The sequence below is a fragment of the Bradyrhizobium sp. CCBAU 11357 genome, from assembly GCF_028128865.1.
Lineage (GTDB): Bacteria > Pseudomonadota > Alphaproteobacteria > Rhizobiales > Xanthobacteraceae > Bradyrhizobium.
On the sequence record NZ_LBJW01000015.1, the window covers coordinates 57,669 to 79,166 of the forward strand.

Genomic DNA, 21,498 nt, shown 5'->3' on the forward strand with positions numbered 1-21,498 from the left:
ATGGGCAAGGGGATTCCCGAGCCGTATCGACATCTCCGAACCTTCGCGTTCGGCGACAGCCCTGCGCTGGCAGACGAATTGGTCGAGCTCGTCGTCAAGGGCATCAAGACCGCGACGTGCAGCACCGAGGACGAGCCGAACACGTCTACATCAGGTGAGCGCTGGGTCGTGCTCGACGGGCGCGGAGAGCCGCGCTGCGTCATCGAATCCATCGAGGTGACATACCGGCGCTTCAACGAGGTCGATGCAGCCTTTGCACATGACGAGGGAGAGGGAGACCGGAGCCTGGCTTTTTGGCGCCGTGCCCATCAATCCTATTTCGGCAGGCTCGGGCGCTATAGCGACGACATGATGCTGATGTGCGAGCGTTTCCGCCTGGTCGAGGTCTTCGGCGATGCCGATATCGATCCATAGCGGGAGGAGGGGATCCTAACTCTGGATTGCTCGCGCGAGGCCAGCTTGCTGGGCGCCTCGCGCCGCGAGAAACAGTCCGGGCGGCCGGCGCCGCCCGGACCTGAACTGATAGCTACAACGTCATCTTCATCGGCTCCGGATAGTAGCGGAAGCCATCTCCGGCCTTGGCGACGTGGCCATAGCCCGGCCAGGCGAAGTGATAGGACATCACCGGGATCTTGTTCGCGGCCAGCATCGTCAGCAGCTTGACGCGCGACTCGGCCGCCTGCTTCGGGTCGGAGTCGTAGGAGAACTCCATCCGTGGCTTCTCCAGCAGCAGCACCGAATGGTGCGAGAGATCGCCGAGGAAGGCGAACGACTTGCCTGCGGATGAGACCATGAAGATGGTGTGACCGACGGTGTGGCCGGGCGCCGCGATCGCCTGCACGCCGGGCAGGAATTCCTCACCGTCCCTGAAGAACTTGATCCGGTCCCGGACCGGCAGCAGGTTCTTGCGGGCGTGGACGACGAAGTCCTTCGCCGCGCTGCTGAGCTTGCCTTCGTCGGTCCAGAAGTCGAAATCGCTCTGGGCAATGTAGACTTGCGCGTTGGGGAACAGCGGCTTGCCGCCCTCGTCGACGATGCCACCGATATGATCGATATGGGCATGCGAGCACACGACGGCATCGATGTCCTCCGGCTTGATGCCGGCCTCCGTCATGCTCTTCTGCTGCCGTCCGGTGCCGGCGCCGAACATCTTCGATGAGCCCATGCCGGTGTCGAACAGGATGAGTTTGTCGCCGGTGTTGACGATCGGGGAATTCTGTTCGAGCACGACATTGTCCGGCGACAGGAAATTGTCGGCCAGCATCTTCTTGACCTCTTCCTTGGGAACGCCGGTGAAGGTCCCGGAGGGATCGCCGAGCGGAAGCGGTCCGTCGGATACGACGGTCACCTCGGCATCGCCGAGAACGAAGCGGTGCCAGTAGGGCGTCTGGGTGCCGAGCTTGGGCGCCCGCGCCATCGCGCTGCTGCCGAGCATGGCGCTGGCGCTGAGACCAGCGCCGAGTGCGAGTAGGGACCGACGCGAGACGTCGAATGTCATTCTTTTTCTCCGCTTTCGTTTTCACAACGCGTCGTGCGCGCGTGGTGCTCGGCTCGCGCCGATCGGCGGATGCTGCTCCGGTTCAGATGAGCTAGCAAGTGGATTTGGTTTTGACCATGACTGCCGCCTGCCGAAGCGAAAGCCATTCCGCCGGCCAATGATTGTGTCACTTTTGTGTTTGATGTGTCTGGTGGTCGTGTGCCCGCGGCATCACCAGCTGTATCGGACCACGCCTTTGCCTGCGTAGGAGCGCGTGACGTTCGAGAACTCACCCTCGAACGTCCCGGCAGCCGACCAGCCGGTGAGCCACTTCTTCTCGACCGATCCCGTCACCAGCGCGGAGTCCGAGGCCATCGCCGCACCGTTCACGACAAAGCTCGCGCCGGGAAGAGCTTGGAACGTGGCTCCGATGACGCGGTCCGGATTGAAGTCGTGCGCCCAGGCGAGTCGCCCGCGCAAGGTGACGATCCCGTCAGCCTGGGCGAAGGATTTGTCCGTGCGCAGGCCGAGCTCGGTGCGGGTGTTGGTGACGCTCTTGGCACCATAGCCCAGCGCGAACAGGTTGCCGCCAACGATGGCCTGTTCGGCGTAGGCCGGCAGATCGAACGTCGTAAACTGCGCTGCGGCGTAAGGCGTAAGGCCGACGCCCTGCGTGACGAAGCGATAGCCGCCCTCGAGCCGGCCGGAATAGGCGTTGGCGTTGAACTCGGCGCGCAGGCGATCGACGCCGGCAACCGTCACGGTGCGATCTGTGGTGATGTCCTGCCATCCATAGGCCAGCGCACCGGTGATGTAGGCAGGGCCGACGATGTGCCGGAAGAAGGCGCCGGCCTGGAACAGGTCGGACCGGCCGCCGCCGAGCGCGTTCGCTACGGTAAAGTTGGTGCCGCCGCCGGCGAGCGCGAAGCCAACCAGCGTATCTCGCGAGATGCGATAATCGGCACCGACGGCGGTGCCATAGAGGTTGCTCGTGGTGGTGTTGGATCCGACGACTGTGCTGCCGTCAGTCTGCTGCGCGCCGCCGAAGCCCGCCGCCCAGACGCTCCAGCGCTGCTCGAACGGCGGCGCGACCGGTGCCTTGGTGTAGATCGCAGCCAATGCGTCGTTTGGCTTGCGCTTGCTCGCGTACGCCAAGGCGGTCTCGTCCGCATAGGCATTCGGGACGCCGCCCGCACTGACGGGATCGCCGCGGCCCGCGACGAACGGATCCGTCATCACGCCCATGAACTGGTTCATCGCGTTGAAGGTCGTCTGCTGCGAGGCGCTGCCGACCTCGCCGGAGAGCTGGGTCAGACCCGCCGGCGTCAGCCCGCCGAACACCAGCGGGATCGTGCCGTTGGTGTTGAAATAGTTGATGATCGCGTTGCCGACGTTCTGCTGATTGACATTGAGGTTGCCCGATGGGGGCACGAAGTTCAGCGCAAGGTTCAGATAGGCGTGGGTTGCGTCGTAGCTCAGCGTGGTATTGAAGCCCGAAGGCAGGCCGAAATTCAGGACCGTCGGACTGAATGTGCCGCTGATGCTGCCTGCATTGAGAATGGTGTACTGCTTGGCGACATAGCTTCCGGCCGCGAAGGTCGCAGCCACCGTGGCACCGCCGAGGGTCGCATTGCCGGTCACATTGGCAAAAGTCGACGTCGTGGGATCCGCATAGACATAGTAGAGCGCCCCGGACTGCATCGCCAGGCTTGCCACGGTCATCGACGTACCTGGCGTGGCTACAATGCCCGGCGAGAAAAGCCCGCCCGCGTTGATCTGGGTGGCACCAACGGTGCCGCTGCCGACCAGTTGGCCGCTCGCGTTCACCGTAGTGAGGACCGAGGATGCAATCGAGCCAATCACGGCGAGGACGCCGCTATTGACGGTTGTTGACCCGGTGTAGGTGTTCGCAGCCGTCAGCAATGTCACGCTTGTTACGCTGCTGCCATTCTGCTGGAAGGCGCCGGTGCCGCTGATCACGCCTGTGAAGGTGAGAACGTTTGTGCGATTGACGGCGAAAGTGCCGTTGTTGACGACGTTACCGACGATCGAACCGGTCGTGCCGCCATTGCCGAGCTGCAACGTATGGCCGGAATTGATGGTGGTCCCACCGGTGTAGGTGTTGGCGCCGGTCAATGTCACGGTCCCGGAGGGGCCGAAGCTCAGGCTCAGGCGCCCGGCGCCCTGGATGACACCACCGAAATCGCCATTGAGAATAGTTATGGTGGTCGCGGCACTGGACCCGGTGTTCACCGTTCCTGCGCCAAGCAGGTTGCGAAGGGCGCTCGTATTGTCGTTGTAATCGAGGACCGCGCCTGCGGCCACCGTCGTTGAGCCGGCGTTGCCTGTGAGAAACGACAAGATGCTGTCGGTTGCCTGCAACGTGCCGCCGTTGACTGCGAGCGTCGTGCCGGTGCTTACGGACGTGCCGACCGCGAACTGCAATTGCACGGTTCCCGTATCCGTCGCGGATCCGAACTGCACATGAGCGTCATTCACGCTCATGCCGCCCGAAGCCAACAGAGTTGTGCCGGCGGCCGCCGACAATGTCGAGGTCGTCGCGGCCGTGAAGGTAATATCGTTCGCCAGCGCCCCCGTGACGGTCGTGCGCAATGTGCCGCCGCTCATGGTGATGGCACCGCCCCCGAACGCGTCGATTGCGCCCGCAGTTGCGTGACCGCCCGTCAGTGTCCCGCCGGTGACCGCGGTACCGCCCGCATAGGTGTTGGTGCTGTTCAGCGTGACTCTGCCGGGACCGGCGACCGTCAAGCTGCCGGGACCTGTGATCTGGCCTGTGCTGTCGACCAGAAACTCCGCACTCGCGGAGGCCGTCGTGATGACGGTGTTAGAATTGAGCTGAAGAACGCCGCCGGCCGTAATATCGCCGCTCAGGAGCGGATTGCTTGATTGCACATTGATCGCGGCCGAGCCCGCGCTGGTCTGCATGATCAGGGTGCCGTTGACGAAACCGAAATTGCTGTTCGTGGCCGTAGAGTTCAGATTCAACGTGCCAATCGTGAACGTCCCGGCCTGTAGATTGACCTGTGGAGCTTGATTCGGGGCCGTCGCATTGAATGTCGCAACAGCGTCGACTGCGTTGGGAACGGTGGCCGGCGTCCAGCTTCCGGCTGCGGCCCAAAACCCAGGGCCGCCGTTCCAGGTCTGGGCGGCCGCCTGACCGGAGATCGCCGTGAGCAAACCTGCCGCCACGGCGGGTAGCGCCGCCGCCAACGCGGTACTCGTCAACAGCGCCTTGATTGAACTCGTTCTCCGCGTCGTACGCGAGCCGCCGACCCCAATTGCCAATTCCACAAGGCGCCCCGATGCAATGCGTGGCCAAATATTCCGAGAGAGAAATACGTAGCTGCTTCGCGGCCGGCGGACCACCGGCGCCACTTCTAGTCGCTGGCCTCACTGACGATTTTGGGTCCGTGTGATTGCCGGGCAACAGAAGGTTGCATCTTTTCCGGGCAGCGCGACTACCCGCCGGCCGTATCGCTACTCACGCAATACGCAAAGTGGGCTCACTTCCTTCCGTCTCGGCAAAACCCGCCTGCAAAACCTCCTCGCGCTTATGGCGCAGGTGCGCGCGCAAGATGTGGGAAAGGCCGACGCCGTCGCGGCGCTGAAGTGCGTTGAGGATCGCCTCGTGCTCCTTCACGGCGAGCGCCCAGCGCTGCGGCGTCATCGGCGTGACGTAGCGCGCGCGCCGGATGCGCGCGGTTACCGAGGCGTAAAGCCCGGCGAGTACCGGATTCCCTGCTGCGGTCACGATGGCTTCGTGAATGGCGCGGTTGCCGCGATAGTACTGGATCAAGTCGCCGTCGCGATAATGCTGCACCATGTCTGCATGCGCGGCGGCGATCGCGTCGATCTCGGCATCGCCAATGCGCTCGCAGGCGAGCTCGCCGGCGAGGGCCTCCAGGCCCTGGCAGACCTCGAACAGGTCGCGCATGTCCTTGTCGGTCAGCTTTGCTGCGCGCGAGCCGCGATGCGGCAGCAGCTGCACGAGCCCTTCCGCGGCCAGCACCTTGAGCGCCTCGCGCAGCGGCGTGCGCGAGATTTCGAGCCGCTCGCACAGCTCGCGCTCGGGAATACGCGCGCCCGGCGGGATTTCGCCGTCGAGCAGGATGGCGCGGATGCGGCCGACAACCTCCTCGTGAAGCATGGAAGCGCTCCATTTTGAATGCAAAAGCGGGATTACATGGCGATATTCGGAAGTTCCCGCTTGCTAATCGCAAATTTTGCATTCAAAAATGTAAAAAACAAGAGGACAAGAGGAAAATGGACCTGGCTACGGAGGCGGACGACCTCGTTTTTGAATGCAACGACGGCATCGGACGGATCACCTTCAACCGCCCGCAAGCCCGCAACGCCTTCACCTTCGCCATGTACGAGCGGCTTGCCGCGATCTGCGAGCAGGCCAACCGCGACCATGCGATCAAGGTGCTGGTGCTGCGCGGTGCGGGCGACAAGGCCTTCGCGTCCGGCACCGACATCAACCAGTTCCGCGAATTCAGGACGCCGCAGGACGCCATCGACTACGAGAACCGCATCGATCGTGTGCTGACCACACTGGAGCAGTGCCGAGTGCCGACGATCGCGGCGATCAACGGGTTCTGCACCGGCGGCGGCGCCGGCATCGCCGCGGCCTGCGATCTCCGCATCGGCACGAAAGCTGCGAAGATCGGATTTCCCATCGCCAGGACGCTCGGCAATTGCCTGTCGATGTCCAATGTTGGCCGTCTCACCGCCCTGATCGGCGCGGCGCGCGTCAAGGATCTCATCTTCACCGCGCGCCTCGTCGATGCCGCGGAGGCCGCAAGCGTCGGACTGCTCGGCGAGGTCGTCGAGGATCTTGCCGCCCTTGAACGACGCGCGGACGAGGTCGCCCGGCTCGTTGCGAGCCATGCGCCGCTGACGCTGAATGCGACCAAGCAGGCTGTCGGCCGCCTGCAACGGCGGCTGACGCAGGACGAGGGCGAAGACCTCATCCTGATGTGCTACACGAGCCAGGACTTTCGCGAAGGGCTCGATGCTTTCCTCAACAAGCGCGCGCCGCAATGGCGCGGCCAATAGGACGAGCCGATGCAAAGTTCACAATCCACCTCTCGCCGTTCGGGGCCGCTGGCAGGCCTCAAGGTCATTGACCTTACCCACGTCATGGCCGGACCGACCTGCACGTTGATGCTCGCCGACATGGGCGCCGACGTCATCAAGATCGAGAAATGGCCGAACGGCGACGACACCCGCCATTCGGTGCCGCCGAAGATCGGCGACGAGGCGGCGTCCTTCCTGATGATGAACCGCAACAAGCGCGGCATCGTGCTGGATCTCAAGACCGACGGCGGCAAGGAGGTGCTGCGCCGGTTGATCGCGGACGCCGACGTGCTGGTCGAGAACTTTGCGCCTGGCGCGATGGAGCGCCTCGGCTTCGGCTATGAGGCGCTGCACGCGGAATTCCCGGCCCTGATCTATTGCTCCCTGTCGGGCTTCGGCCGTACCGGCCCCTACAAGCATCGCAGGGGATTCGACCTCGTCGCGCAGGCCATGAGCGGCATCATGAGCTTTACCGGCGAGCGGCCCGACGGTCCTCCGGTCAAGTGCGGGCCGCCGCTGTCCGACATCACTGCCGGCCTGCTCGCGAGCATGGGCATCCTTGCGGCCTACACCCATCGCCTCAAGACGGGCGAGGGGCAGTGGGTCGAGACCTCGCTTTATGAAGCCGCCTTGGTGCAGACCTATTGGCAGTCGACCATCGCGCTCGCCGCGGGCACCGCGCCGCGCGCGATGGGCTCGGCGCATCCGCTCAACGCGCCGTATCAGGCGTTCGAAGCCTCGGACGGCTGGCTCGTGGTCGGCGGCGCCAACAAGAAGCATTGGCTGTTGATGCTGGAGGCGCTCGGCGCGAGCGAGCTTGCCGCCGATCCGCGCTTCGTCACCGGTGCTGATCGCATGGCCAACCTGAAGGAGCTCGAAGCCGTCCTGAGCGAGCGCTTCCGCACGAGGTCGCGGGCGCACTGGTTGGCGGCGCTGGACGAGAAGGGCGTGCCGTGCGGCCCCGTGCACGACATGCTGGAGGCGCTGAGCGATCCGCAGACGCTGGCGCGCGAGATGGTCGTCGAGGTCGAGCACTCCACGCTCGGTCCCGTCAAGACGATCGGGCTTCCCATCAAGTTTTCCGAGACCCCGGGCAAAGTGCGATCGGGCGCGCCGGTCTATGGTGAACACACGAGAGAGGTTCTGGCCGAGCACGGGTTCGACCAGACGCACATCGAAGCGCTCGAAAAAGAAGGCGCAATCGTCTCCGCCCAGGAAAGACGCGAGGAACGCGTCGCCTGAGCTGGTGTCGATACGACAACAACAAAAGAACAAAAAATCAGCTGGAGGAAATTATGGGTCGGACGTCAACATTTCTGCTCTCCGCAGCCGCAGTCGTGCTCGCCGGCACCATGCCGGCGCTCGCCGCCTGGCAGCCGCAAAAGCCGATCGAGTTCATTGCCACCGCCGGCCCCGGCGGCGGCACCGACAATCTCGCGCGGGCGGTGCAGAACATCATCACCAAGCACAAGCTGACGGACCAGCCGATCGTCGTCGTCAACAAGGGCGGCGGCAGCGGCGCCGAGGGCTACGTCTACGGCAAGGCCTCCGCGGGCGATCCCTACAAGGTGATCTTCGGCACGTCGAATGCCTGGCAGCAGCCGCTCGTCTCCAAGGTCGCCTTCAACTACACCGATCTCACGCCGATCGCGGCGATGGCGCAGGACGAGTTCCTGCTCTGGGTCAAGCAGGACGCGCCCTACAAGACTGCGGGCGACTATCTGAAGGCGGCCGCATCGGGCGAATTCAAGATGGGCGGCGCGCAGTCCAAGGACACCGACGAGGTGCTGACGCGCATGATCGAGAAGGCCGGCAAGGTCAAGCTGACCTACATCCCCTTCAAGAGCGGCGCCGAGACCGCCGTGCAGCTCGCCGGCGGCCATCTCGACTCCCACGTCAACAACCCCAGCGAAAGCCTCGGGCAATGGCGCGGCGGCACGCAGCGACCGCTTTGCGTGTTCAGCCCGAAGCGGCTGCCGCAAGGGCCGAAGGTCACCGCGACCGAAGGCTGGGGCGACGTTCCGACCTGCGTCGAGCAAGGCCTCGATATCAAGCAATACGAGCAGCCCCGCACCGTGTGGCTGCCCGGCAAGGTCACGCCGGAGCAGGCCGCCTTCTATGTCGACCTCATGAAGAAGGTGCAGGCGACGCCGGAGTGGAAGGACTACATCGAGAAGACCTCCCAGGTCGACACCTTCCTGACCGGTGCCGAGCTCGAAAAATTCATCAAGGAGGACCTCGAGCACGTGAAGCAGGTCGCAGGCGAGCAGGGCTGGCTGGTGAAGTAAGGCATTACGCCATGATCTCCCGCCGCGCACTTGAACTTGGGACAGCTGTGCTCACCGGCAGCTTCGGCGTGGCCGTCGTCGTCTCCAGCCTCGACAACGGCATCGGCTGGTCGAGCGCAGGCGTGGACGCCGGCACGTTCCCGTTCCTGACCGGGATCATCGTCGTGCTCGGCAGCCTCTACAATCTGGTGCGAGGCGTGCTGCCGGCCGCGACGCTCGCAAACGTTCCCATCGCGATCACGTCCATCGAGCTGCGCCGGCTCGCCGGCCTGTTCGTGCCGGCTGCGATCTTCGTCGCCGCGATCCCGCTGGCCGGGATGTACGTCGCCTCGGCGCTGTATGTCTTTGCGGTGCTGGCGATCCCGCGGCATCAATCCGTGCCGCGCGCGCTCGCCATGGCAGGAGCCACGGCGCTCGCGCTCTACCTCGTGTTCGAGCGCATGTTCCAGGTCAGCCTGCCGCACGGCGCGCTCGCCGCCGCCCTCGGGTTCTGACGGAGGGCCCGATGGACAATCTCGCAGAGCTCCTGCACGGCTTCACCATCGCGGTCACGGCGCCGCATCTGGCCCTGATGGTGGTCGGCGTGCTGCTCGGCATTCTTGTCGGCGTGCTGCCGGGGCTGGGCGCGCCGAATGGCGTGTCGCTGCTCCTGCCGCTCACCTTCGGCATGCAGCCGGTCTCGGCCATCATCCTGCTGTCCAGCATGTATTGGGGCGCACTGTTCGGCGGATCGGTGACCTCGATTCTGTTCAACATTCCGGGTGAGCCGTCGTCGGTCGCGACCACCTTCGACGGCTATCCGATGGCGCGCGACGGCCGGCCGACCACGGCGCTCGCGACGGCCTTCGGCTCGGCGGCGTTCGGCGCGCTGGTCGGCGTCATCCTGATCACCTTCCTCGCCTCCTGGGTGGCGCAGGTCGCGCTCGCATTCGGACCGGCCGAGTATTTTGCAGTGTATTTCCTGGCCTTCGCCAGCTTCGTCGGCATGGGCGGCGCGGCGCCGATCAAGACCGTCGTGGCACTCGCGATCGGCTTTGCGATCGCCGCCATCGGCATCGACACGGTGTCCGGCAGTGTCCGCCTCACCATGGGCGTCGATGAGCTGGTCAAGGGCGTCAGCTTCGTCGTCGCGGTGATGGGCCTGTTCGGCATTGGCGAGCTGCTGGTTGCCGTCGAGGAGGAGTTTCACGCCCGCGCGGTCTCCTCGAAGATCGATTGGCGCGAGGTGTTCCGCGCCGTCGGCCGCCTGCCGCGGCACGGCGTTGCCCTGCTGCGCAGTGCCGCGATCGGCTGCTGGATGGGCATCACGCCGGGCGGCCCGACCGCGGCCTCCTTCATGAGCTACGGCATCGCCCGCCGCTTCTCGCGCCGGGGCCGATATTTCGGCACCGGCGAGGTCGAAGGCATCATCTCGCCTGAGACGGCCGATCATGCCGCCGGGACCAGTGCGCTGCTGCCGATGCTCTCGCTCGGCATTCCCGGCTCGGCGACCGCGGCCGTGATGATGGGCGGGCTGATGATCTGGGGCCTCAATCCCGGGCCGATGCTGTTCGTCGACAGCAAGGATTTCGTCTGGGGCCTGATCGCCTCGATGTATGTCGGCAACATCGTTGCCGTGGTGCTGGTGCTGCTGACGGTCCCGGTGTTCGCCGCCTTGATGCGGATACCCTTCGTGGTGATCGCGCCGCTGATCGTGATCATCTGCGTCGTCGGCGCCTATTCGGTGTCGAACTCCTATCTCGACGTCGTCATGATGCTCGGCTTCGGGGTCGTCGGCTATCTCTTCAAGAAGCTGTTCTATCCGCTGGCGCCGCTCGTGCTCGCGATCGTCATCGGCGACAAGGCAGAGGACGCGTTCCGGCAGTCGATGCTGATCTCCAAGGGCTCGCTTGGCATCTTCTTCGCGAACAAGCTGGTGACGTGCCTGATCGTGGGCGGCATCGCGCTGCTGCTGCTTCCGCTTGTGCTGCAGCTGGCGCGGCTCTGGCGCAAACCCGCTTCGCCCGCGACCGATACGCCAGTCCAGGAAAAGGTGATCATATGACCGCAAAGCCGCTGATTGCGCTGGCCATGGGCGATCCCGCCGGCATCAGCCCGGAGCTGACGGCGAAGCTGGTGGCGCAGGACGACATTCGCGCGAGCTGCCGGCTCGTCGTCATCGGCGACCGCCGCATCTTCGACGAGGGGGCACGCGTCGCCGGCGTCAGGCCGGACTTGTCCACGGTGGAGCAGGGCGCCGACCTTCGCGCGGCGAGGGGCGATGCACTGTTCATCGATCTCCGCCACCTCGATCCCAGGGAGGTCGAGCCGAAGACCGCGACGCTTGCCGGCGGAAAATTCGCGCTGGCCAATTACAGGCACGCGCTCGAGCTCGGCCGCGACGGTCATGTCGACGCGGTCTGTTTCACCCCCTTCAACAAGCAGGCGATGCGCCTTGCCCGTGCCGAGTACGACGACGAGATCGCGTTCTCGGCCGAGGTCGTCGGTCTCAAAACGCCGGCGAGCGAATTCAACGTGCTCGACCGTCTCTGGAACGCACGGGTCACGTCGCACATCCCGCTCAAGGACGTCGCTGCAAAGCTGTCCGGCGAACGCATCCATCGCGCGCTCAAGCTGACCGATTCCTGCATGCGCAACGCCGGCTTTGCGCGGCCGCGCATCGCGGTCGCAGGCCTCAATCCCCATGCGGGGGACGGTGGCAATTTTGGCCGCGAGGAGATCGACGTGATCGCGCCGGTGGTCGCAGCAAGCCAGCGCGAGGGCATTGCCGCCGAGGGACCGTTTCCGGCCGACACCGTGTTTCTGCGCGCCAAGGCGGGCGCGTTCGATGCCGTGCTGACGATGTATCACGACCAGGGCCAGATCGCGATGAAGCTGATGGGTTTCGATCGCGGCGTGACCTTGCTCGGCGGCTTCCCATTCCCGATCTGCACGCCCGCGCACGGCACCGCCTACGACATCGCGGGGCAAGGCATCGCCTCGATTGGCGCCAGCCGCGCTGCACTGCTGCTCGCAGCGGAGATGGCTGTGCGCACAGGCTGACAGCATACTGACGGAGGCGGCGCAGGCCGCTAGAAAAAGGCCAATGAAACCAACTCCCAGGCTACTGTGCATGGGGTTGTTTTCGCAGTTTTGATTGGGCGGGCGACCGCCGTTCGCCTCACGCCCCGCAGACGATCACGCCGTACCAGCCGAGCCCGCGATAAGTCTCGTATCCCGGCGTGGCATGGAACGCGACCAGCGCGCCGGTGCGGTCGTGGTAGAAGCCGGAGCGCTGGCCGTTCAGCGACAGCGAGATGCGTTCGCTGAGGATGCCCTGGCCGTCGGAGGCCGCGATCACGCGGAAATTCGAATCGACCAGCAGCACGCGGGCCTTGTCGCTGTCGCCGACGCGCACGCCCTGCACGATGGCGCGGGCTTGCGGCTCCCAGTCGAAATGGATGGCGAGCACTCCGATCGGCGCGCCGCTCGCCTGGCCGCCGGCGCGGACGCTGGCGCAATAGGTCGCGACCTGCGCATTGCCGAGCAGCGGCTGGTTCTCGACGTCGCCGGCGACATAATCGTCGCCGGAGCGCAAGGACCGCGCGTCGCGAAACCATTTGGTATGGGCGACGTTCTGGCCGACGACGCGGAAGCGGTCGGCGCGGCCGTTGGCGATGACGTTGCCGTCGAGGTCGCAGAGCCAGAGATCGAGATAGACGGTGTAGGCCCCGAGGATCACGCCGAGGCGCTGCGAGGCATGGGAGACGGCCGCAGCACTGGGCGAGGCCGCGCAATCGACCACGGCGGAATCGGTCGCCCACCAGCGCACGTCGCAGGTGCGTTCATAGAGATTGCGGTCGATCAGCTCGATCGCGTTGAGCGACAGGTCGACCATCCGCTCGCCGCGGGAGCGCTGGCTCATGCGGTCGATCGAGGCGACGAGGTCGCCGGTGCGTTTCGTCAACTGGGTCTCGAGCTCGCGGGCGATGGTCTCGACCTGCTGGCCGACGCCGCGCACCTCCTGCGCCACGACCGCAAAGCCCGCGCCTTGTGCGCCGGCGCGCGAGCTTTCGATCAGCGCGTTCAGCGCCAGCATCTTCATCTGGTTGGTGATCTGCTGGATCGACTTGGTCTTGTCGACCGCGATCTGGTTGACCTCCGCGGTGAGGCGGTTGATCAGCGCGGAGATGTCGGAATCGTCGTCCGCAGATTCGGTGGCGATCGGCTTGGCTTTCAGACCCAGCGCAGCAGACATCGGGAACTTCCCTTGGCAATGAGGTCTGATCTGCAATGAACCCAGAACAACAACTTACAGATCGAATACGATTCTTTTTCGAGGATTCCGCCTAACGCCTGCTTAATTTGCTGTTTGACGGAATGCCTAAATGATAGTCACTCCCGCCCGCCGACCTGCCATCCACCGCTTTGTGCGTCCCAGCCGTTGCAAATCGCCAGGGTTTCCCAGCCAATCCGTTCAAGCCAGTCCCGGCCGCGAGCGTGATCGCCCGGACCCGAGTTCCCAATCGATAGCCCTCGCCATGACGCCTCCCGCATCCGCACTTCCCGTCGAAGCGCCCCAGGCGTTCCTGGGCGTGGCGCGCTCGCTCACCGACAAGCTGTGGCGCGACCGGCTCGATGCCCGCGGCGCGGCCCAGGCGCTCGCCATGGTGCAGCGGCACCAATTGCCGGAGCTGCTGGCGCGGGTGCTGGCGGGGCGCGGGGTCGATATCGACGCCGTCACCGACTTCCTCGATCCGACCATCCGTAAGCTGCTGCCGGACCCGTTCACGGTGACGGAGATGGAAGCTGCCGCCAAGCGCATCGCGGATGCCGCGACCAAGGGCGAGAAGGTCGCGATCTTCGGCGACTACGACGTCGACGGCGCGACCTCGGCGGCGCTGCTGGCCTGGCATCTGCGCCATTGCGGGCTCGATCCGCTGATCCACATTCCCGATCGCATCTTTGAGGGCTACGGCCCGAACGTAGAAGCCGTGCGTGGACTGGCGGCAAAGGGCGCGACGCTGCTGATTACCGTCGATTGCGGCACCACCAGCATCGAGCCTCTCGCCGAGGCCAAACGCCTCGGCATGTCCGTGGTGGTGATCGACCACCACCAATGCGGCCTCGATCTTCCCGAGGTCGATGCGCTGGTCAATCCGAACCGTTCCGATGATCTCTCGGGCCTTGGCCATCTCGCCGCCGTCGGCCTCGTGCTGGTGACGCTGGTCGCGGTCAATCGCGAGCTGCGCCAGCGCGGTTTCTGGACGAGGGAGATGCCGGAGCCCGATCTCCTGGGCATGCTGCATCACGTCGCGCTCGGCACCGTCGCCGACGTCGCGCCGCTGATCGGCCTCAACCGCGCCTTCGTGGCCAAGGGGCTGATCGCGATGCGGCGGCGCGACCATGTCGGCCACACCGCGCTGATGGACGTGGCACGGCTGAACGGCCCGCCGGAGGCCTGGCATCTCGGCTTCATGCTGGGCCCGCGCGTCAATGCCGGCGGCCGTATCGGCCGTGCCGATCTCGGCGTGCGGCTGCTGCTCGAAGGCGACAGCGTCGAGGCGGCGCGGATCGCGGCCGAGCTCGACCGTCTCAACAGCGAACGTCGTGTCATCGAGCAGGCGGCGGAAGCCCAGGCCGAAGCCGAGGCGCTGGCCTCGATCGGGCTGGAGGACAAGCTCGCCGTGATCGTCACGGCCTCCGAAGGCTGGCATCCCGGCGTGGTCGGCCTCGTCGCCTCCCGCCTGAAGGAGAAGTTTTCGCGGCCTGCCTTTGCCATCGCGCTGGAGCCCGGCGGCATCGGCACCGGTTCGGGCCGCTCGATCGCCGGCGTCGATCTCGGCAAGGCGGTGCGGCAGGCGGTCGCTGACGGCATTCTGCTCAAGGGGGGCGGCCACGCGATGGCCGCGGGCGTGACGCTGCGCAAGGAGAAGCTCGCCGAATTCCGCGCCTATCTCGAGACCGCGCTGGCGCGCGACGTCGCCGAGGCGCGCCACGTCAACGAGCTCCATGTCGACGGCGCGGTCTCGGCGCGCGCGGTGACACCGGAGCTGGCGACGACGCTCAACCGCGCCGGCCCGTTCGGCAGCGGCAATCCGGAGCCGGTGCTGGCGCTGCCGGCGCATCAACTCGTCTTCGCCGACGAAGTCGGGCAGGCGCATCTGCGCCTGCGCTTCAAGGCGGGTGATGGCGCCATCGTCAACGGCATCGCGTTCCGTTCGATCGGCCAGAAGCTCGGCAATGCGCTGCTCGCCAACCGCGGCCAGCAGATGCACGTCGCGGGCTCGTTGTCGGTGGACCGCTACCAGGGCGCGGAGCGCGTGCAATTCCGCGTCGTCGACGTCGCGCTACCGGACCAGGGGCCATCCGTGATTAGATGACAACGGCCTCGAACGACAACAAGAAAGGGAGTGAGCATGGCAGGGCAGGTTGAGGGCAAGGTCGCGCTGGTGACCGGCGGGGCCTCCGGCATTGGCGAGGCCGTCGTCGAGCTGTTTGCGCGCGAAGGCGCGACCGTTGTCATCACCGACATCGATGAGCTGCGTGGGCCCGACCTCGCCAAGCGCGTGACGAATGCCGGCGGCAAGGCGATCTTCCTGGAGCAGGACGTCACGAGCGAAGAGCGCTGGATCGAGATCGTCAATGAGGTCGCCAAGCGCTTCGGCCGGCTCGACGTGCTCGTCTCCAATGCCGGCATCGGCATTTCCGTGCCCTCGATCGTCGACATGACTCTCGCTGACTGGCGCAGGCAGAATGCGATCAATCTCGATGGCGTGTTTCTGTCGGTCAAGCATTGCCTGCCGTTGATGCGCAAGACCGGCGGCGGCTCGATCGTCATGATGTCCTCACTGGCGGGCTTGCGCGGCTCGCCCGGATTGTCGGCCTATTCAGCGACCAAGGGCGGCGTGCGGCTGTTCGCCAAATCGATCGCGATGGAGTGCGCGGCGGCGAACGACGGCATCCGCGTCAACTCGGTTCATCCCGGCATCATCGATACCCCGATCTGGGGCAAGATCCCGACGGGAGCGGCCGGCGCCGGCCAGAACGCCCCGATCGATCCGGAGGAGCGCGCTCGCGTCGTCACGCCGCTTGGCCGCGCCGGCCAGGCCGCGGAGATCGCCTCGGGCGTGCTGTATCTCGCCTCCGATGCCTCGCGCTACGTCACCGGCAGCGAGCTCGTCATCGATGGCGGCATGAACGCCGGCGGGGTGCCGCGGCGCGCTTGAACTGCGCAGGGCAGGGTGGCGGCCGCAGGGGCTGACGCGAAGGCGCCAGCCCTGTACAACACGGGCCAGCTCCCAACCCGACAGAGGTGTCCTTCGCCATGGCGCACAGCCTTCACGCGTCCTCACCCGCGCCCGCGACCTTCCGCTCCAATCGGCCGGATCTCGCCACCGACGCGATCCGCACCGCGCGCGAGGATCTCGCCGCCTGCTTCCGCATCGCCGCGCGCAACGGCTTTGAGGAGGGCATCTGCAATCACTTCTCGGCGGTCGTGCCGGGCCATGACGACCTCTTCCTCGTCAACCCCTACGGCTACGCCTTCCGCGAACTGACGGCGTCAAAGCTCCTGATCTGCGATTTCCACGGCAACGTGCTCGACGGCGAGGGCGTGCCCGAGGCGACCGCCTTCTACATCCATGCCGAGATGCACAGGCTGCTGCCGCGCGCCAAGGTCGCCTTCCATACGCACATGCCCTATGCCACGGCGCTGTCGATGACCGAGGGCGAGCCCCTGATCTGGGCCGGCCAGACCGCACTGAAATTCTACGGCCGCACCGCGGTCGACCACGATTACAACGGCCTCGCGCTCGACAACCGCGAAGGCGCGCGCATCGCTTCCGCCGTCGGCGATGCCGACATCGTCTTCATGAAGCATCACGGTGTGATGGTATTGGCGCCGACCATCGCGGAGGCCTGGGACGATCTCTACTATCTCGAGCGCGCCGCCGAGGTGCAGGTGCTGGCGATGTCGACGGGACGGAAGGTGCTGCCGGTCGATCCCGCGATTGCGGCCGAGACCTACAGGCAGATGCGCGAAGGCGATTCCGAATCCGCTCGGCTGCACCTTGCCGCGATCCGCAGACAGCTCGATGCGGAGGAGCCGCAGTACAGGCACTGAGAAGGGGAGCACCAGCCACGGTGTCATTCCGGGGCGCGCCACTTGGCGCGAACCCGGAATCCATTTTTCCGCGCGCTTGCTGCCCGATGGATTCCGGGCTCGCGCTTCGCGCGCCCCGGAATGACGAGCGCGACTATCCACCCTGCCGCAGCTTGGCCAGAACCTTCAGCCCGCCATATCCGTCCGCCGGCGTGATGCCGGCGCGCTGCTGGAAATCCTTGACCGCCTTCATGGTGTCGTTGCCGACGCGGCCGTCGGTGCCGCCGGTGTCGAAGCCCGCCTTGGTGAGGCGCGTCTGCATCTCCTGCACCTCGGCGAGCGTCAACGCACGCTCGGAGCCGGGGAAGGGCTGGATGAAGGGCGGAGCTCCCAGGCAGCGATCCCCGAGATGGCAGATCGCCAGCGCGTAGTTCATGGAGGGGTTATAGCTCTTCACCGAATAGAAGTTCGGTCCGAGCAGGAAGGTCGGCCCGCCCGCAACCGGCGTCCACATCTGTGCGGATGCGTTGGGCTGCGGAAAAGGCTGGCCGTCAGCGCGGCTCACACCCGCCGCCTGCCAGGCTGCATAGGTGCGGCTGCCGCTCATGTTGCCGGGCGCGCGCACCTCGTAGCCCCAATGCTCGCCGCGATGCCACTTGCCGCGATTGACAAGGTATTTTGCAGTCGAGCCCAGCGCGTCGTCGGGCTTGCCGAACGGCGAGACCTTGCCGTCGCCGTCATAGTCGATGCCGACATTGAGCCAGACTTCCGGCATCCATTGCGAATGCCCCATCGCGCCGGCCCAGGAGCCCTTCATCTCCTCGGGCGTGGACCAGCCCTTGTCGACGATGCGCAGTGCATTGATCAGCTCGGTCTCCCAATAGGCCTTGCGGCGCGGCTCGTTCCAGGCGAGCGCGGCGAGCGAGGGAAACACCGGCCTCATGTGGTTCTGCTGCACCAGGGGATCGCCATAGGCGGACTCGACGCCCCACAGCGCCAGCAGCGTGCCGCGCTCGACCCCGAAATCGCGCTCGATGCGGGCGAGCAGCGCCTCGTTGTTCTTCAGCGCGATCTTGCCGTTGATGATGCGCCAGTCCGAGACGCGCCGGTTGATGTACTGCCAGACCTGCTCGCGGAATTCGGGCTGGTTGCGCATCTGCGCGAACACGCTCATGTCCGGCTCGACGCGTCCCATCGTGCGCTGCCATGTCGCGGCGGAAATAGCTTTTGCCATCGCGCGTGCGCGAAAGCTCTCACGCCATTCGTCGAAGCCCGGAGGCGCGGCGAGAGCGCGGGTGGGAAGCGCGAGCAAAGCGGCTGCACCGAGCGTCGACTGGAGCAGGGCGCGGCGGGTGTGACGGAGCGAGGAATCAGCGTGCTTCATGGGCACATTCTAGCCGGAAACACGGCCCGTGTGAGTCGGTTCCCGGAACGGCAGAGTGCGTGAAGTTCTGCCTGGGCGGGGTCGGCTGTTCCGACTGGAACAAGTGTCGCTCTTCCCGCATTCCCTCCAGACCCGGAAGGAGGAGAAGACTCGGCCGTGGGCCGGGCCGACCTTTCGTACGTCTGTTCATCGAAACATCGGGGTGGAATGAAGATACGCACGCATGCGGAAAGCCATGTCGTCGAGCTCGACGACGGATCGCAATGGAAGATCTTTCCCGGCGATCTCGCGACCACGCTGAGCTGGAAGCCCGAAACCGATTTGCGTCTCGAGCCGAGCGGTGAACGGGTGAATTCGCACGTGCTGGTCAATACTGCCGACCAGACCCGCGTGCGGGTGATCGCGGCGGACGAGGCCTGGCCCGACGGCGCCGTCAAGAACGCCTTGAAAGGCGGCTAGCACTGCGGCCGCGACAGCCGCGATGCCGGCCGCTAGTCCTCCTGCAGGTCAGCCGCGATTTCGGCAAGCCAGCGCCGGATCGTGGTTTCAGCCTTTGAATCCAATTTGCGAGCGAGGCGCTTTTCCAATTCGAGCACACGCTGCCGGCACGCCTTCAAAAGTGTCGCGCCGCGCGGCGTCAGCGTCCATTGCTGGATGCGGCCGTGGACGGGATGAGGCGTCATCACAATCGCGCCGTCGCGTGCGAGATTGCGGATGATGACGCCGACGGTCTGGGGCGTCAGGAAGGTGAGGCGGGCGACATCGGCCCCCGACAAGCCCGGATAGGCGTTCAGCATCGTCAGCACCGCGAATTGCGGCGACGTCACGCCGAGATCGGCGAGCGTGCGTTCCATCGTCAGGCGAACCGCGGCGTGGGCCTGGCGCAGCAGATAGCCGAGATAGCCTTGCTCGCCGCGCTTGCCTTCGCCCGGCGCGGGAACATGCACGGCGCCGTGTTCAACTGGCTTTCGTCCCGATTGCGATCTCGTGACGTCATTCGTCTTGCGCGGCATATAAGAGCTCTTATAAGATATCCGAGCTCTTATAATAAGCCGAGGTGAATGGCAATGTCACACGCCCGCAGCGAATATGAGGATTTCAAGCGGATCGCGCCCGATGCGTATGATCTGGTGCTGGCTCTGGGCCAGCTTGCGGGCAAGGCCGGCCTCGACAAGCAACTGCTCGAGCTGGTCAAGCTGCGCGCCTCGCAGATCAACGGCTGCGCCTTCTGCGTGCAGCACCACGTCCTGCTGTCGGAACGGATCGGCGTTCCCGTCGACAAGCTCCATCTGGTCGCGGTCTGGCGCGAGGCGCCGATCTTTTCGCCGCGCGAGCGGGCTGCGCTCGCCTGGGCCGAGGCGCTGACCTGTCTGCCTGATGGCGTCAGCGAGGAGGTCTACGCCGAAGCGTCCGGCGAATTCTCCGAGACTGAACTGACGTACCTGACCTCGGCCGTCGCCTCGATCAACGTCTGGAACCGCTTCGGCGCGGCGTTTCGCTGGACGCCGGCACAGCGGCCGGCGGCCGCCGCTGCAGCTTCGTCCTGACGGAGAGAGGGGAGAATCACGATGACAGCCATGAGCCTTTCTGCCGTTCAGTGTCCGGCGCCGTCGCGTTCGACGACGCTCGCCGTCGTCGCAGGGGTCGCCTGCGCGCTCGCGATCGGCAAGACGCTGCCGGTGACGATGGACACCGTCGCAGGCGTACTGACCCCGCTCTGCGCCACGGCCGCGGAGGGCTCGCCGCTAGACAAGGTCGAGCCGATCGGCTCCTACGCGCTTCCGAACGTGCCCGGCAAGCGCGTCACCATCGTGCGCGTGTCCTATGGTCCGGGCGGGTTTTCGCGGCCACATCGTCACGCGGGCTCGGTCACGGCCTACATCACCAAGGGCGAGATCCGCTCGCAGCTCGGTGGCGGCCCGGTCGAGACGTTCGGCGTCGGCCAGTCCTTCTTCGAACCACCGGGCTCGACGCATCTGGTCTCGGCCAATGCCAGTATGACGGAGCCGGCGGAGTTGATTGCGGTGTTCGTGGCCGATGAAGGCGCGCAGCTGACGACTTTCCTGGAGTAGCCTACACGGGGCATTCGCGACAGCCGTGCTCAGGCCGATCGCGATCGCCTCAGCCGTTTCCATGCCGGTGCGAGTCCGTATTCGACGACCGGAATGGCAACCGCGCCGACGAGTAGCCCAAGCGCGCCCGAGATGGCTGCCTCGACCGACCATTCGACGATGGCGGCAACGGATGGAAGGAGATGTGCGGCAGCCTCGGTTGCGGCATGGACCGTATGGCCGATCGCGGGCGGGCCGTACTTTTCGATGCCGTGCAGGATGATCCCGCCGCCGACCCAGATCATGGCGGCGGTGCCGATCGTGCTCAGCACCGCCAGGAAGGCGGGCATGCCGCGGACGAGCGCGCGTCCAAGCAAGCGGATCGCGCGGCCAACGAATGAGGCGCCGTCGTAGCGCGCAAGGGCGATGCCGACATCGTCCGCCTTCACGATCAAGGCGACCACGCCATAGACCCCAACGGTGATAAAGACGCCGACCAGCGCCAGCACCAGCGCCTGCGTCCAGATGCTGCCCGCAGGGATAGCCGCCAGCGTGATCGCCATGATCTCAGCCGACAGGATGAAATCCGTCTTGATGGCGCTTGCGACCTTCTCGTCCTCGACCGATCGCGTATTCAACGCAATCGGCTGCAGCCGAGCTTCGTGCTGGTGCGCATGATGCGGCTGCACGGCTTCGAGCACCTTTTCGGCGCCCTCATAGCAGAGAAAGGCGCCGCCCAGCATCAGCAGCGGCGTGACCGCGGCGGGAAGGAAATAGCCAAGCAACAGGGCAACGGGCAGCAGAATCAGCAGCTTGTTGCGCAGCGATCCGACCGCGATCTTCCCGACGATCGGCAGTTCGCGTTTCGATGCAAAGCCGATGACGTAGTTCGGCGTGACCGCCGCATCATCGATGACCACGCCGGCCGCCTTTGTGCCCGCCTTGGCAGCCTGGGCCGCGACATCGTCGAGCGAGGCTGCAGCCACCTTTGCGATTCCCGCGATGTCGTCGAGAAGACCGATCAGTCCGACACTCATCAACCTGTCCTTCTACGTTCGAGCCGGCGGAGCGCGCGACCAGATGCTCCTGCACGCTCCGGCAACGAACGAGTACGC

20 protein-coding genes are annotated in these 21,498 nt (G+C 65.6%); 13 read left to right on the plus strand and 7 right to left on the minus strand.

Translation table 11 applies throughout. The features are described 5' to 3' along the window. The gene (locus XI05_RS03010) at positions 1-414 is read left to right on the plus strand and encodes an ASCH domain-containing protein (RefSeq protein ID WP_271498508.1); all 414 of its coding nucleotides are present in this window, start codon (positions 1-3) and stop codon (positions 412-414) included. Between the two features lie 112 nt (positions 415-526). Here the strand turns inward: XI05_RS03010 and XI05_RS03015 are convergent, their stop codons facing one another. From XI05_RS03015 to XI05_RS03025, 3 genes are all read right to left on the minus strand, one after another. Beyond that, a complete protein-coding gene (locus XI05_RS03015) occupies positions 527-1,498 on the minus strand; it encodes an MBL fold metallo-hydrolase (RefSeq protein ID WP_271498509.1) in 972 nt (323 codons plus the stop codon). A 210-nt stretch (positions 1,499-1,708) separates the two neighbouring features. Further along, a complete protein-coding gene (locus XI05_RS03020) occupies positions 1,709-4,873 on the minus strand; it encodes an autotransporter outer membrane beta-barrel domain-containing protein (protein WP_271498510.1) in 3,165 nt (1,054 codons plus the stop codon). 106 nt (positions 4,874-4,979) lie between these two features. Further along, positions 4,980-5,645, minus strand: coding sequence for a GntR family transcriptional regulator (locus XI05_RS03025; protein ID WP_271498511.1), 666 nt, complete (start codon positions 5,643-5,645; stop codon positions 4,980-4,982). 116 nt (positions 5,646-5,761) lie between these two features. Here XI05_RS03025 and XI05_RS03030 point away from each other — a divergent pair, with 116 nt between their 5' ends. From XI05_RS03030 to XI05_RS03055, 6 genes are read left to right on the plus strand one after another with little or no spacing between them, the layout of a single operon-like run. Further along, positions 5,762-6,556, plus strand: coding sequence for an enoyl-CoA hydratase/isomerase family protein (locus XI05_RS03030; protein ID WP_271498513.1), 795 nt, complete (start codon positions 5,762-5,764; stop codon positions 6,554-6,556). Positions 6,557-6,565: 9 nt separating this feature from the next. Beyond that, positions 6,566-7,819 carry a CaiB/BaiF CoA transferase family protein gene (locus XI05_RS03035; protein ID WP_271498515.1) on the plus strand — a complete coding sequence of 418 codons (1,254 nt, stop codon included), beginning with the start codon at positions 6,566-6,568 and terminating at the stop codon, positions 7,817-7,819. A 53-nt stretch (positions 7,820-7,872) separates the two neighbouring features. After that, entirely contained in the window at positions 7,873-8,865 is a 993-nt protein-coding gene (locus XI05_RS03040; protein WP_271498517.1) for a Bug family tripartite tricarboxylate transporter substrate binding protein, read from the plus strand. A gap of 11 nt (positions 8,866-8,876) precedes the next feature. Further along, positions 8,877-9,359 carry a tripartite tricarboxylate transporter TctB family protein gene (locus XI05_RS03045; protein WP_271498519.1) on the plus strand — a complete coding sequence of 161 codons (483 nt, stop codon included), beginning with the start codon at positions 8,877-8,879 and terminating at the stop codon, positions 9,357-9,359. An 11-nt stretch (positions 9,360-9,370) separates the two neighbouring features. Next, a complete protein-coding gene (locus XI05_RS03050) occupies positions 9,371-10,909 on the plus strand; it encodes a tripartite tricarboxylate transporter permease (protein WP_271498522.1) in 1,539 nt (512 codons plus the stop codon). After that, positions 10,906-11,907 carry a 4-hydroxythreonine-4-phosphate dehydrogenase PdxA gene (locus tag XI05_RS03055; RefSeq protein WP_271498524.1) on the plus strand — a complete coding sequence of 334 codons (1,002 nt, stop codon included), beginning with the start codon at positions 10,906-10,908 and terminating at the stop codon, positions 11,905-11,907. The genes XI05_RS03050 and XI05_RS03055 overlap by 4 nt, the downstream gene beginning before the upstream one ends. 118 nt (positions 11,908-12,025) lie before the next feature. Here the strand turns inward: XI05_RS03055 and XI05_RS03060 are convergent, their stop codons facing one another. Further along, positions 12,026-13,102, minus strand: a complete 1,077-nt coding sequence (locus tag XI05_RS03060) for a methyl-accepting chemotaxis protein (protein WP_271498526.1) — start codon at positions 13,100-13,102, stop codon at positions 12,026-12,028. 283 nt (positions 13,103-13,385) lie between these two features. On the opposite strand from XI05_RS03060, the gene recJ reads away from it, so the two are divergent. From recJ to XI05_RS03075, 3 genes are all read left to right on the plus strand, one after another. Further along, positions 13,386-15,227: a single-stranded-DNA-specific exonuclease RecJ gene (gene recJ, locus XI05_RS03065; protein WP_271498528.1), complete on the plus strand. Its 1,842-nt coding sequence runs from the start codon at positions 13,386-13,388 to the stop codon at positions 15,225-15,227. Positions 15,228-15,263: 36 nt separating this feature from the next. Beyond that, positions 15,264-16,073, plus strand: a complete 810-nt coding sequence (locus XI05_RS03070; protein ID WP_271498530.1) for an SDR family NAD(P)-dependent oxidoreductase — start codon at positions 15,264-15,266, stop codon at positions 16,071-16,073. Positions 16,074-16,171: 98 nt separating this feature from the next. Then, positions 16,172-16,969, plus strand: coding sequence for an aldolase (locus XI05_RS03075; protein ID WP_271498532.1), 798 nt, complete (start codon positions 16,172-16,174; stop codon positions 16,967-16,969). 133 nt (positions 16,970-17,102) lie between these two features. Here XI05_RS03075 and XI05_RS03080 read toward each other — a convergent pair whose 3' ends face one another. Beyond that, the gene (locus XI05_RS03080; protein ID WP_271498534.1) at positions 17,103-18,332 is read right to left on the minus strand and encodes a lytic murein transglycosylase; all 1,230 of its coding nucleotides are present in this window, start codon (positions 18,330-18,332) and stop codon (positions 17,103-17,105) included. Between the two features lie 207 nt (positions 18,333-18,539). Here XI05_RS03080 and XI05_RS03085 point away from each other — a divergent pair, with 207 nt between their 5' ends. Next, positions 18,540-18,791: a hypothetical protein gene (locus XI05_RS03085; protein WP_271498536.1), complete on the plus strand. Its 252-nt coding sequence runs from the start codon at positions 18,540-18,542 to the stop codon at positions 18,789-18,791. Positions 18,792-18,823: 32 nt separating this feature from the next. Here XI05_RS03085 and XI05_RS03090 read toward each other — a convergent pair whose 3' ends face one another. Further along, on the minus strand, positions 18,824-19,345 hold the full coding sequence (locus XI05_RS03090; protein ID WP_271498538.1) for a MarR family winged helix-turn-helix transcriptional regulator: 522 nt from the start codon (positions 19,343-19,345) through the stop codon (positions 18,824-18,826). A gap of 54 nt (positions 19,346-19,399) precedes the next feature. Between XI05_RS03090 and XI05_RS03095 the strand changes: the two genes are divergently transcribed. Together XI05_RS03095 and XI05_RS03100 are read left to right on the plus strand one after the other, a co-directional pair. Continuing rightward, complete coding sequence (locus tag XI05_RS03095; protein WP_271498540.1) at positions 19,400-19,879, plus strand: carboxymuconolactone decarboxylase family protein; 480 nt, start codon at positions 19,400-19,402, stop codon at positions 19,877-19,879. A gap of 21 nt (positions 19,880-19,900) precedes the next feature. Continuing rightward, complete coding sequence (locus tag XI05_RS03100; RefSeq protein ID WP_271498542.1) at positions 19,901-20,404, plus strand: cupin domain-containing protein; 504 nt, start codon at positions 19,901-19,903, stop codon at positions 20,402-20,404. A 29-nt stretch (positions 20,405-20,433) separates the two neighbouring features. On the opposite strand, the gene XI05_RS03105 is transcribed toward XI05_RS03100, so the two are convergent. Then, a complete protein-coding gene (locus XI05_RS03105; protein ID WP_271498544.1) occupies positions 20,434-21,420 on the minus strand; it encodes a DUF808 domain-containing protein in 987 nt (328 codons plus the stop codon). Positions 21,421-21,498: the final 78 nt, after the last annotated feature.